At 67.6% G+C, this 12,516-nt stretch carries 11 protein-coding genes; 9 read left to right on the top strand and 2 right to left on the bottom strand.

Annotation, left to right across the window (positions count from 1 at the left end):
• Nucleotides 1-106: 106 nt before the first annotated feature.
• Nucleotides 107-832 (bottom strand): helix-turn-helix domain-containing protein, encoded by a 726-nt coding sequence (locus tag BST38_RS23625; RefSeq protein ID WP_133057259.1) that lies wholly within the window; start codon nt 830-832, stop codon nt 107-109.
• 854 nt (nt 833-1,686) lie between these two features.
• Here BST38_RS23625 and BST38_RS23620 point away from each other — a divergent pair.
• The 5 genes from BST38_RS23620 (at nt 1,687) to BST38_RS23600 (ending at nt 6,364) form a co-directional block, all read left to right on the top strand.
• Complete coding sequence (locus tag BST38_RS23620) at nt 1,687-2,940, top strand: ABC transporter substrate-binding protein (RefSeq protein WP_165761638.1); 1,254 nt, start codon at nt 1,687-1,689, stop codon at nt 2,938-2,940.
• A gap of 69 nt (nt 2,941-3,009) precedes the next feature.
• Nucleotides 3,010-3,870, top strand: a complete 861-nt coding sequence (locus BST38_RS23615) for a branched-chain amino acid ABC transporter permease (protein WP_133057258.1) — start codon at nt 3,010-3,012, stop codon at nt 3,868-3,870.
• A complete protein-coding gene (locus BST38_RS23610; protein WP_083145918.1) occupies nt 3,867-4,895 on the top strand; it encodes a branched-chain amino acid ABC transporter permease in 1,029 nt (342 codons plus the stop codon). Before BST38_RS23615 ends, BST38_RS23610 begins: the two co-directional genes overlap by 4 nt.
• The gene (locus BST38_RS23605; protein ID WP_083145930.1) at nt 4,879-5,664 is read left to right on the top strand and encodes an ABC transporter ATP-binding protein; all 786 of its coding nucleotides are present in this window, start codon (nt 4,879-4,881) and stop codon (nt 5,662-5,664) included. Before BST38_RS23610 ends, BST38_RS23605 begins: the two co-directional genes overlap by 17 nt.
• The gene (locus tag BST38_RS23600) at nt 5,654-6,364 is read left to right on the top strand and encodes an ABC transporter ATP-binding protein (protein ID WP_083145917.1); all 711 of its coding nucleotides are present in this window, start codon (nt 5,654-5,656) and stop codon (nt 6,362-6,364) included. The genes BST38_RS23605 and BST38_RS23600 overlap by 11 nt, the downstream gene beginning before the upstream one ends.
• Nucleotides 6,365-6,451: 87 nt before the next feature.
• Here the strand turns inward: BST38_RS23600 and BST38_RS23595 are convergent, their stop codons facing one another.
• Nucleotides 6,452-7,294, bottom strand: a complete 843-nt coding sequence (locus BST38_RS23595; RefSeq protein WP_133057257.1) for a cupin domain-containing protein — start codon at nt 7,292-7,294, stop codon at nt 6,452-6,454.
• 328 nt (nt 7,295-7,622) lie between these two features.
• Between BST38_RS23595 and BST38_RS23590 the strand changes: the two genes are divergently transcribed.
• The 4 genes from BST38_RS23590 to BST38_RS23575 all read left to right on the top strand — a co-directional run bounded on the left by BST38_RS23590 (nt 7,623) and on the right by BST38_RS23575 (nt 12,493).
• Nucleotides 7,623-9,617 carry an acetoacetate--CoA ligase gene (locus BST38_RS23590; protein ID WP_083145929.1) on the top strand — a complete coding sequence of 665 codons (1,995 nt, stop codon included), beginning with the start codon at nt 7,623-7,625 and terminating at the stop codon, nt 9,615-9,617.
• Nucleotides 9,614-10,309: an HAD family hydrolase gene (locus BST38_RS23585; protein ID WP_083145915.1), complete on the top strand. Its 696-nt coding sequence runs from the start codon at nt 9,614-9,616 to the stop codon at nt 10,307-10,309. The genes BST38_RS23590 and BST38_RS23585 overlap by 4 nt, the downstream gene beginning before the upstream one ends.
• Before the next feature lie 278 nt (nt 10,310-10,587).
• Nucleotides 10,588-11,577, top strand: a complete 990-nt coding sequence (locus tag BST38_RS23580) for an aromatic ring-hydroxylating dioxygenase subunit alpha (protein ID WP_083145914.1) — start codon at nt 10,588-10,590, stop codon at nt 11,575-11,577.
• Nucleotides 11,578-11,824: 247 nt separating this feature from the next.
• Nucleotides 11,825-12,493 (top strand): cupin domain-containing protein, encoded by a 669-nt coding sequence (locus BST38_RS23575; RefSeq protein ID WP_165761637.1) that lies wholly within the window; start codon nt 11,825-11,827, stop codon nt 12,491-12,493.
• Nucleotides 12,494-12,516: the final 23 nt, after the last annotated feature.

Here is a 12,516-nt window from a genome sequence, read left to right as displayed (position 1 = left end):
CCTCGACCGGCTGGCCCTTGGCCCGCGAAATCACACCACGCACTGTCTGAGTCATCTCATACCTCTCCACTGAATGAAACGGGTTGGCCCGACCGGCATCCGGCGGTCAGTGGCCGTGACTGTTCGATACCGACACCTGCGCGATCAACAGCGCCTCCGCGGGTTCGGCGCCATCGTTGGCGAACCGATGCGGGCAGTCGGCGTCGAGCCGGATCGAATCGCCGGCGTCCAGGTCGTGGCGCGCGGTGCCACTCTGGACGGTCAGGCGCCCGGCTTGGACCACCACGATCTCCTGGCCCTCGTGCCGGACGAGTTCCGTGCCGGTGTGCGCTCCGACCGCGAGCTTCAACGCCGCCACTTCGAGGCCGTGCTTTCTGCTGCGCTGGATCACCCGCCGGGTGACCCCGGGCCCGAGGGTGAGTTCCTGTTGATCGGCATAGCGAACGAGCGACAGCTCCGGACCTTTGGCGGGATGGAAGAGGTCTCCGATTGCCACGTCGAGTGCCGAGGCCACCGCGACGAGCGAACCGACGGACACGCCGGTCTTGCCCCGTTCGAGCATCGACAACATCGATGCGCTCAAACCGGTCGCCGCTGCGATGTCCACGAGCGTGAGACCCGATTCCATCCGGATACGCCGGATCTCGGCACCCAGGCGACGGTTCGTCATTTCCGAGGCGGTCTGGATGTCGAGGAACGCGCTCTCGTCAGGCACGCTCATATGTCTCCCGCGCTGTTTACCGAGGCTGAATTTATCTAGCAGAGTTTCACTGTAGCTGAGAAGCTCTGGCGCTGTCGCCGTGTCCGGGCGAAGGCGCGGGCGAGGTTTCACGGACACTTCTGCGCTGCGATCCCGCCGACAAGATTCAATAGGACTGATGTCGATGCCCCCGCAGCCAGACACAAGGCGCCTTCAGTGGGAGTGCAGTCCTGCTACCCGCCGACCCGGGACTCGGATCCATCCGGCACGCCGCCGCGGGCCACTCGTCCGGCCTGACGGCCCCGGGCGGCCGGTGTCGGCCGTCCGGCGCAGTAGCCGGTGACAGACGGCCGCACTACCTTCAGTGCGACTCAATCCACCAGCCGGTCCGGCGTTGTGGGTCATCCCGGTCGGCAACCGAAGTCCCGGACCGGTCGGCACGGTTGCGGGTGTGGTGCGACCGACCGTGTCACCCCTGCGGGAGAAAACGGCGGGACGAGATTCGACGCTGCTTTGACAGCTGTTTCCAGTCGATTCCACCGGTATCGGGATCCGTGGGTCGCTGACCGGGCGAGTTGCGGATGTCCGACGAGGCACCCCGGTCATGCCGAAGCGGCCGGGACGTCCGCTCTGACGTAAAAAATGTGTAACCATTTCAGTTCGGATGAAGTTGGGCGCGCACGGTTCGCCGCGTGGCGATGCCCGCCCGTGCACGCCGCGAATGCGTGGCGTTCGATGTTCGGTGGGTGTCTGCGACCTGCTAAAACGGCTGGCCGACGCGCCGGGCGGGGAGCCTTGCGATCTGCGTCACACTGACCTATTCTTTCAACCGGCTTGAAGTTGCGGGTGTGCAGGTCGCGTTTTTCTCGGTTCGATTGATGCTCGAAATCCTGCGCGAGTTTCAATCACATTGTACGCTCAGCAACATCACAGCGGGCCCCGTTCGGTCCAGCCGTGTTCCACGAACCAGCGTCGGAGGTCATGAAGTGAAGTTGAAATCTTGCTGTCGCGTCATCGGAGTCGGGGCCGCGTTGAGCCTCGTCCTGACTTCCTGCGCCGACGGAGACGACCGCGGTAGCCAGTCCTCCGGCGGATCCTCCAGCGGTGACATCGTCTTCGGGCAGCTCATCGGTGTCACGGGCGACTACGCGCCGTTCACCCCGCCGGCGATCTCTGCCGCGAAGATCGCCGTCGACGAGATCAACGACGCGGGCGGCGTGATGGACCGCAAGGTCGTGCTCGTCACCGAGGACAACCGCTCGACCGTCGACGGAGCCGTCGCCGGCTTTTCGAAGCTGACCACCGTCGACAAGGCCATGGTCATGGGCAGCCTCGAATCGGACGGGCAGGTCGCGCTCTTCGACCAGATCCAGCAGCGCCAACTGCCCAACATCTGCTCCTCCTGCGGCACCACCTTCCTCGACGAGCGCGGCGGCAAGTTCTCCTTCCGTGTCACCGCGTCCGACAGCGACGCCGGCATCATCGTCGCCCAGGTGGCGCGCGATGCGGGGGTCAAGAAGCTCGCGATGATCGTGCAGAACACCGAAGGCGCCTCCGGCCCCGCCGAAGTCGCGACCGAGGCCTTCGAGAAGGCCGGCGGCACCGTGAACGCGGTGACCATCGAACCGGGCGCCTCGTCGTACAACAGCGAGGTGGCCAAGGCGCTCGAATCTCAGCCGGACGCACTGTATCTGGCTGCCGGCGTGGAGGCGGGAATCCCGATCCTGCGTGAGATCAACCGGCGCGGCTACGACATCCCGATCTATGTCTCACCGGATCTGATCACCGACGAGGTCGCCGCACTGCCCAACGCCGGGCAGCTCACCGCCGCGCTGACGGCGTTCGACGTCGACAGCCCTGCCTACAAGTCCTACGCGGAGCGGTTCCGCGCCGCGACCGGCGGAGACCCGGAACCCGGCATGTACGACGCGAACAACTACGACCAGTACGTGCTGTTCGCGCTGGCCATGGAGGCCGCACAGAGCACCAACGGTGCCGACGTGGCCGCCCGCATCGTCGACGTGGCCAGCGCACCGGGCAAGAAGGTGTACTCGTTCGCCGAGGGCAAGGAAGCTCTCGCCAACGGTGAGGACATCGACTTCGACGGCGCCTCAAGCACTCTCGACATGAACGAGTTCGGCAACCTGGAGTCGCCGATCCTCGCGGTCCTGAAGGTCAAGGACGGCGTTTGGACGCCGGGTGAGCAGGTCGAGGTCGATCCGGCGCTGCGCCCAGAATGACCACGGCGCCGGGGCGGTGCCCCCACCCCCAACCGCCCCGGCTCCGTCCACCCTTGGAAAGGTAATTCGTTGGACAACCTGCTATTTGGGTTACTGACCGGCAGCATGCTGGCGGTGGCGACATCGGGCTTCGCGCTGCTGCGCAACACCGAGCGCTTCCTGCACATCGCGCACGGACAGTTCATGGCCCTCGGCGCCCTGCTCGCGGTCGCGCTCGGCGAAGCCCTCGGGGTCGTCGGCGGCATCGCGGCGGCGATCGCGATCACCTCCGCACTGGCCGTCGTATCGGGCAAGGTGTTCTTCGACCCGGTGAAGCACCGGGGCGGGAACGTCCTGCTGTTCACCTCGGTGGGTCTGGCGTTCGTCACGTACGGCCTGATGATCGCCGTGTTCGGCACCGACCTCCGGGTCTTCTCGATCGAACTCGGCGCCGCGCGCCAGGTCGGGCCGTTCAACGTCGCGCCCGGCGAGATCGTGATGCTGATGGTGGCCGTCGTCGTGATCGGCGGGCTCTGGCTACTGCTCGGCCGCACGGGGGTGGGCCGCGACATCCGCGCGGTGGCGTCCAACCGGGAACTGGCCCAGATCCGGGGCGTGGCGATCGGCCGGGTGAGTACCACCGTGTGGGCGATCTCCGGTGCGCTGGCCGCCGTCGCCGGCATCATGACCGGCATCCTCGGCTCGGTGTCCACCGAATCCGGTTGGGGCTACATCCTTCTGGTCCTTGCCGCCGCCGTGCTCGGCGGCACCGGCAACATCCTCGGCGTCATCGCCGCCGCACTGGTGCTCGGCATCGTGATGGACATGAGCTCGCTGGTCATCGACACCGCCTACCGGCCGATCGTCGCGTTCGCGATCCTGATCGGCGTGCTGCTGATCCGCCCGCAGGGCCTGTTCTCGTTCCAGTCCCGTAAGGAGGCGGCGGCATGATCTCGATCGAGTTTCTCGTCACCATCGCGACCCTGGCCTTTGTGTTCGCGATGGCCGCCCAACTGCTGAACCTCGAAGCCGCCTGGGGCGGTATGTGGGATCTCGGCATCGCCGGGCTGATCGGGGTCGGCGCGTACTCCTACGTGCTGCTGACCACCTCGCCGGATGCGCTGGTGCCCGGGCTCGGGCTGGCGTGGCCGCTGGGCATGCTCGGCGCGGGGCTCATCACCGCCGCGATCGCGATCGTGATCGGCTGGCCCGCACTGCGGCTGCGCGGTGAGTACTTCCTGATCACCACCTTCGCGTTCGCGGAGATCCTGCGCCAGATCATCGTCATCCGGCGCGACATCACCGGCGGCACATTCGGCCTCACGACGATCGTCAGGCCGTTCGAGTTCGAGTTCACCATCGACGGCTATCCCTATGTGCGCCTGGCGATCACGGTGTTGCTGACCGCGGTGGTCTGGTTGATCTGCTCCAGGATCGCCACGTCGTCCTACGGCGCGACCCTGCGCGCCGCGCGGGACAACGAGCCGCTGGCGATGGCGATGGGCAAGAACATCAAGTCGCTGCGGCTGTCCACCTACGCGACCGTGGGCCTGATGTGCGGGCTGTTCGTCGGTCCGGCCTACTCGTGGATCCTGGGCGCCCTGGTGCCGTCGGTGTTCAGTTCGCACCTGACGTTCACCCTGTGGGCCGGATTGGTCATCGGCGGGCTGGGCAGCCGGTTCGGTCCCATCGTCGGCGCGCTGCTGCTGACCGGCGCCAGCGAGATGGTCCGGCTGGTCAGTGTGCCGCCGGAGCTGTCCAATCTGCACGCGGCGGCGCACCCGCTGCTGGTGGGTCTGCTGCTGATCGCGGTCCTGCGCTGGCGTCCCGACGGATTGCTCAGCGAGGGCGGGACATTCGCGCGGCTGCGGCGGCGCCACACCAGACCGGGTCCCGCTCCGGCCGCAGTACGGGCCGACGCGGCCGCAGTGTTCACACCGATTCTGACCGGGAGTGCGAATGACCAAAACGCCTGACCTTCAGGTCATCGGTGTCAACAAGACCTTCGGTGGTGTCCAGGCGCTGCGCGACGTCGACATCACGATCTCAAGCGCGGAGATCACCGCGCTGATCGGACCCAACGGCGCGGGCAAGACCACCCTGTTCAACGTGATCTCGGGGTTCGGCACGCCCTACACCGGGCGGGTCGTGTTCGGCGGCACCGAGCTGACCGGCCTGCCCGCCCACAAGGTCGCGCGCGCGGGACTGGTCCGTACGTTCCAGACACCGGTCGGCTTCGCCTCGATGACGGTGGTCGAGAACGTCGCGCTGGCGCTGACCGGAAACGCGCTGGATCACCCCTGGTCGCCGTTCGTGAGCTGGACGAAAGACCGCAAGCGTCGCCGGGAGGCACACGACGCGGCCTGGGCTCAACTCGAGCAGGCCGACGCCGCGCACCTCGGAGACCGTGCGATGAGCGATCTTTCGCCGGGAGACGCCAAACTCGTCGAGATCCTGCGTCAGCTCGCGCTCGCACCGCGCATGCTGCTGCTCGACGAGCCGGCCGCCGCGATGACGGTCAACCAGATCGAGGTGCTGTCCGGAATCATCCGGGGGATCGCGGCACGCGGCATCGGCGTCCTGGTCATCGATCACAATCTGAGCTTCGTGCTGGAACTGGCCGCCAAGGTGCACGTGCTGGAGACCGGTGCGGTGATCGCGTCGGGCACCCCCGAGCAGATCGGCAGCGATCCCAACGTCAAACGTATCTATCTCGGCGGAGCGGAGGAATCCGATGTTGCTTGAAACGGACGGATTGAGTACCGGGTACGGCCCGCTGACGGTGGTCCGCGACGCGACGCTGCGGGTCGCGGCGGGCGAAATCGTCGCGATCGTCGGGCCCAACGGTGCCGGCAAGTCCTCGCTGATGAAGTGCATCGCCCGGTCGCTGCCGGTGATGGGCGGCACCCTGCGATTCGACGGCAAGGACCTCGCGTCGGTGCCGCAGAACCACATCGCCGATCTCGGTATCGGCTATGTTCCCCAGCAGGGCAACGTGTTTCCCGAGCTCTCCGTGCAGGAGAACCTGCAGGTGTCGTGTCGCGGAAGTCTGTCCGAGGCACGCGCGACCACCAAAGAGGTGCTGGCGCAGTTCCCCCGGCTCAACGAGCGCATCAAGCAGGCGGCGGCGACGCTGTCCGGCGGTGAGCGGCAGATGCTCGCGATCGCCTGCGCGCTGGTGAGCTCGCCGTCGCTACTGATGCTCGACGAGCCGACCACCGGGCTCGCACCGCTGATCGTGCGCGAGCGTATCGCCGACATCCAGCGGCTGCGTGATCGTGGAGCGGGCGTGCTCTGGATCATCGAGGAGCACCCCCGGATCTGCCTGCCCGCGGTCGACCGGGTGCACTTCATGTCCGACGGCACACTCGCACCCGCCGTCGATGCGAGTGCGCTGCTCGAAGAAGGTGCACTCGAGGAGCTGTTCTTCGGCGTCGCGCACTGAGCCGGTACCCCGACAACGAAAGGGCCGCCCGTCGGAATTCGACGGGCGGCCCTAACGTGTCGTACGCGGGCTGTACTCGGCTGCCGCCTACCGTGCCAGGCCGGGCGCCGGAAGTGATGTCCCCGGCGGCAATTCGATCCCGTCCACATCGACACCCGCGGCGCGCAGCATGTCGACGTCGGCCGGGCACGGCCCGCCCACACTGACCACCCGCTCGCCGCGGTCAGCGGCCACCGCATGCCAGAAGCCGATCTCGATGTGGATGGTGTCGCCGGGCCCGAACTGCAGTTTCTCTCCGGTGGTGACGTTCTCGGCGGTGCCGTGGCCCTCCAGGATGTGGATGGTGTCCTCGGAGTAGGCGTGCACGTGTTCCCTGTTGCGCTCGCCGGGCTGCAGCACGACGTAGTTCATGTTGGCCGCCACGGCGCCGATCCCGAGCCACACCACCAGGCGGGCGTCCTGGGAGATGAACGGCACCAGCAGGCCGGGGGAGTCGCGATGATGCACCGAGATCTCGGGCCACACCTCCGCCGACTCGGACGCGACGACCGGTGCGCCGGTGATCGGCGACCCGGACGGGCACGGTCCGCCGACGATCCGCGTGCCTGCCAGCCCGCTCAAGCGGTACGGGGTTCCCGGGCGCACGTGCACCATGGATCCCTCGACGAGGTCCTGGGAACTGCTGTCGCTGCCATGGATGACGGCGCCGACGCCACCGACGACGTAATACGCGGCCTCGGAGGTGTGCGTGAGCTGCGTGGTTTCGCCGTCCTCGACGAACTGGACGTCATAGAGGCCCCGGCATTCGGCGCCCGCGCGCGGACCGACGATCTCGCGCCACGTTCCGCCGACGAGTAAGCCCTGGTCGGGACCCCATTGCTCGCGGGTGATGACCCTCATTCCCGCAGGTGCACTCTGCTGTTCAGCCACGGCGTAAGCGTAACATCGGTTTCAATAGGATCAAATAAGTTTCTGGAGTGCTGAACTTCACTGTGTTCGCCGTCCGCGCCGGCACCACCTCGCCGAGGGGCCCACGTCGAAAAGGTCAGTGTGCCTTGGTGGACGGTGTGCCGGTGCCGGCGGGAGCGGTCGCGCGCGGAAACCGCGCGGCGTGCCACCGCACCGCGGCATTGTCACGCCGAGCTTCGCCGGAGCCGGGCAGTTCGGTGCTACCGGGGGCCGCATCAGTTCATCTAGATTGAATCCTGTTTCATAGCACTTACTGCGACCGCGCCCGGCCATGAAGGAGAACGCCCCCATGGACTCGTCCAGCACTCCCGGATCGGAACCTGCGGTGCTCTGGCGTCCCGACCCTGACACGGTGCGCGACACCGCGCTGGTCCGCTTCACCCGGTGGGCCAACATGTGCCGTGACACCCAGATCACCGACGAGTTGGATTACGGCGCGTTGCACGCATGGTCGGTGCGTGATCCGGAGGGTTTCTGGTCCGCGGTCGCCGGCTTCTGCGAGGTCGTGTTCCACGATGCGCCGCAGCGCGCCCTCGGCGGCACGGAGATGCCCGGGGCGCAGTGGTTCCCCGGGGCCACCCTCAACTACGCCGAGCACGCGTTGACCGACGCGCCGGGCCGGCACGACTTCGACACCGCCGTCGAGTTCTCCCGCGAGGACGGAGTCGAACGCACGGTCAGCTACGGCGAACTGCGCGATCTGGTCGGGCGGGCCCGCGCCGGCCTGATCGCCGCAGGCGTCGGCCGCGGGGACCGGGTGGTGGCGCTGGCGCCGAACTGTGTCGAGACGCTGGTGATGTTCCTGGCGGCGGCTTCCCTCGGCGCGATCTGGTCGTCGTGCTCGCCGGACTTCGGCGCGCGTGCGGTTCTCGACCGGTTCGCCCAGATCGAACCCGCGGTGCTGCTCGCCGTGGACGGTTACTGCTACGGCGGCAAGAGGTTCGACATCCGGGACCGGCTTGACGCGTTGCGTGAGCAACTGCCGACGGTGCGCACCACGGTGCTGGTGCCCTACCTCGACCCCGCCGCCGAACTGGCCGGGGCGACGAGCTGGGCGGATTTCACCGCCGCGGCGGGCGCGCTGGAGTTCGATCCGGTGCCGTTCGACCACCCGCTGTGGGTGCTGTACTCGTCGGGCACCACAGGCCTGCCCAAGGGCATCGTCCAGGGGCATGGCGGAATCGTGGTCGAGCACCTCAAGGCGCTGCGTCTGCAGAATGATCTGGGACCCGGCGACCGGTTCTTCTGGTTCACCACCACCGGCTGGATGATGTGGAACTTCCTCGTCGGCGGACTGCTGGTCGGCGCGACGATCGTGCTCTACGACGGCAACCCCGGCCACCCGGACATGACGGTGCTGTGGGCGCTGGCCGAGAAGCACAAGGTGCGCCTGTTCGGGGTGTCGGCGCCGTTCGTCCACGCATGCATGGATGCCGGGATCAGCCCACGCCGCGACTTCGACCTGTCGGCCATGCGGGCGCTCGGCTCGACCGGTTCCCCGTTGTCGGTCAACGGGTTCCGGTGGATCGCCGAACACGTCGGGGAACACGTCCAGATCTCCTCGATCTCGGGCGGGACCGATGTGTGCACCGCGTTCCTCGGTGCGGCGCCGACCGTGCCGGTGTGGCTGGGCGAGCTGTCCTGTGCCGCGCTCGGCGCCGACGTGCGCTCCTTCGACGAGAACGGCGCCGATCTGCACGGTGAGGTGGGGGAGCTGGTGCTGACCCAGCCGATGCCGTCGATGCCGGTGATGTTCTGGAACGACCCCGACGGCGAGCGGCTGCGCGCGGCGTACTTCGAGGACTATCCGGGATACTGGCGGCACGGGGACTGGGTGATCGCCACAGAGCGCGGCTCGTACGTGATCCAGGGCCGCTCCGACTCGACTCTCAACCGCGGCGGGGTACGGATGGGGACCGCCGACTTCTACGCGGTGGTCGAGGGTTTCGCCGAGGTCGCGGACTCGCTGGTGATCGACACGACCGAACTCGGCGACGAGTCCGAGGGCGAACTGCTGTGCTTCGTGGTGCTCGCCGCCGACGCGGCGCTGCAGGCCGTCGAGCCGGCGCTGCGGACCGCGCTGCGGCGGGAACTGTCTCCGAGGCATGTACCGGACCGGTTCATCGAGATCACCGCGGTGCCGAAAACCCTCAGCGGTAAGAAGTGCGAGGTGCCGGTGAAGAAGATCCTCTCCGGCGTCGACCCCGAGAAGGCCGTCAGTCGCGAGGCCCTGCAGGACCCCGACGCGCTGGCCCCGTTCCTGGCGCTGGCGTCGGAGAGATGAGCGGGGGCGACCCCGGACTGCAGGCGGTTCTGTTCGACCTCGACGACACCCTGCTCGACCATCGCGGTGCGGCCGCGGACGCCTTGCGCGCGTGGGGCGTTCACGCTGGGCTCGCGATGCCCTACGGCGAGCTGGTCACGACCTGGCAGGTACTCGAGTGGCAGTACTACGACATGTATCAGCGCGGGCAGCTCAGCAGGACTGAACAGCGGCGGGCCAGGGTGCGGGCACTGCTGAGCCCGCGCGAGCTGACCGACGGCGCCGCCGACGCGCTGTTCGAGGCGTACTGGGGCTTCTACCGGGCGGCGTGGCGTCCGTTCCCCGACGCCGAGCACGCGGTGAGCCGTGCGCTGGAGGCCGGTCTACGGGTCGGGATCCTGACCAACGGCGACGCCCGTGACCAGCGACGCAAGGTCGAGGCCACCACGCTGGCCGGCTTCGCACTGCCGGTGTTCGCGTCGTCGGAGCTGCCCGGCGCCAAACCCGATCCCCGCGCGTTCGAGTTCTCCTGTCGTGCAATGGGTGTCAGCACCGGACAGTGCCTGATGGTGGGGGATTCGCTGGTCAACGACATCGAGGGGGCGCGGGCCGCGGGACTCCCGGCGGTGCTGCTGGACCGCTACGGTCCCGACCGGCCTGCGCCGACCGGGTACGCGATCGTGCGCGGGCTCGGTGAATTGCGCTTCGGATAGCTTGCGAGCCCCCGGCCGCTGGCATAAACTTCAAACTCGTTGAAGTATTGGGGGTGTTTCACCCCCTAGCTGCAGCTCAGCTGTAACCACACTGAAACTCGACACTGCTGATTCGGTGTTCTGCCGGAGGTGAAGTGATGCAGGGTGTCCCGCGTTCCGCGCTGTTCCGCCGGGGTCTGGTCGACGGCGGCGATTGGCGGTTGATACCGGGCGGCGGCCGCGTTCCGGCCGCGCGATGACCCGGCCCACCCCTTCTCTCGCCCACAGGAGTTCAGTCCATGTCACAGTCCGCGCTCGCCGGCTTCTGGCACCCGATCGCCACCGTCGACGACATCACCGACCAGCCGAAGCGTTTCACCCTGCTCGACGACTACGTCGTCGCCTTCCGCGATGAAGGCGGTGTCGCGGCATTCCGCGATCTCTGCGTCCATCGCGGCGCGGCCCTGTCGCTCGGCTGGGTCCGCAACGGCACGCTGGTGTGCCCGTACCACGGCTGGCAATACGACCGCTCGGGGGCGTGTGTGCGGATCCCGTCGCGCCCGGCCGATGCACCGATCCCGTCGACGGCCCGCGCGAAGGCCTATCGGGTGCAGGAGAAGTACGGTCTGGTCTGGGTGGCGATGGACGAGCCGCGCGCCGAGTTTCCGGCGTTCCCCGACGATGTCGACACCCCGTCGTGGAAGTACTTCCTGTCCTACCGAGAGGTGTGGAAGACCTCCGCGGCGCGCGCGGTCGAGAACTTCATGGACTTCTCCCACTTCCCCTACGTGCACGAGGGCCTGCTGGGCACCGAGGAGACCGCGGAGATCGCCCCGTACACGGTCGAGAAGCGCGACAACGGACTGCATTACTGGCTCGAACAGGAAGAGCCGAGCGATCTCTACGGGGCGGGCGGCACGCAGAAGGTCCGCTACGAGTACACGTTGGTGGTGCCGTTCACCATCCATCTCAAGAAGATCGAGATCGGCACCGGGCGGGAAACCGTCATCACGCAGTTCACGCTGCCGATGACCGAATCGACGACCGAGCTCTTCGTCGTGATCGCGCGTAACCACTCTCACGACGAGCCGGACAGCAAGTTCGGTGATTTCACCACCACGATCATGGAGCAGGACCGCACCATCGTGGAGAGTCAGCGGCCGGAGAAGCTCCCCGAATCCTTGCGTGAGGAACTACATATCAAGGTTCCCGATGCCGCCAGCCTGTTGTACCGGCAGCGGCTGGCTTCGCTGGCCAAGGTCGAGGCGTTCGGGCCGTACGGCGCGTGAGCCGGTCGGGCCCGTTCGCGGGCCCGAATTCGGGCTGGTCTCGCGGCGAAACCCGCCTGAGGCGGGGCCCGGCGACGGAATTTTTCCGTATTTTGCCTGCGTGACTTGCAGGCAATACCGGCTCTTTCACGTACGCTGAAACACGCTGAAACCGCCCGTTCTCGCCACGAAGCCCATCGGAGAGCCCATGACTCCTTCTCGATCCGCTGCACCGGCCGGCAGGCGCAGCGCCGCGGGGAACCCCGGCGTGCGAAAAGCGGGGAAGTCGGACAAACCGGCGGGCAAATCCGACCGGCCGGTCAAGCACAACGGGAACGGTGCCGCGGCGGGCGCGGCAGCGCCCGAGCGTGATTCCGACGCCGCCGAGCAGACGATGCTGCTCGTCGGGGCGCGGATCCGTGCGATGCGGTTGCGCCAGCAGTTGACGCTGCGCGACGTCGCCGAACGCACCGGGGTCAGCGTCTCGATGCTGAGCATGCTGGAGCGCGGCGTGTCCACCGCGTCGGTGGGCACCCTCGTCGCGGTCGCGTCGGCGCTCGGCGTGCACATGTACGACCTGTTCGCCCACAAGGACGGCGCCGACGGGTCGCCGGTGACCCGGTTGTCCGAGCAGACCGTGGTGCGGATGGGCGAGGGGACCACACGCCGCGTCGCCCACAACGACGCCGCGGCAGGGCTGGAGTTGGCGATCAACCAGTACGACATCGGCGGCGCCAGCGGGCCGTCGGCCACCCATCACGACGGACGCGAGTTCGGCGTGCTGATCTCCGGGCAGCTCACGGTCGAGCTCGACGGGCAGAGCCATGTGCTGGAGCCCGGCGACGTCATCGCCTATTCGTCGGATCGCCCGCACCGCATCGCCAACACCGGCGACGAGCCCGCGGTCGCGGTGTGGGTGAACCTCGACGACAACTGACGTGACTTTCAACTCCACTTAAT

It is taken from the genome of Mycolicibacterium parafortuitum (assembly GCF_002086815.1).
Lineage (GTDB): Bacteria > Actinomycetota > Actinomycetes > Mycobacteriales > Mycobacteriaceae > Mycobacterium > Mycobacterium parafortuitum.
This window is presented reverse-complemented; position numbering and strand designations above follow the sequence as displayed.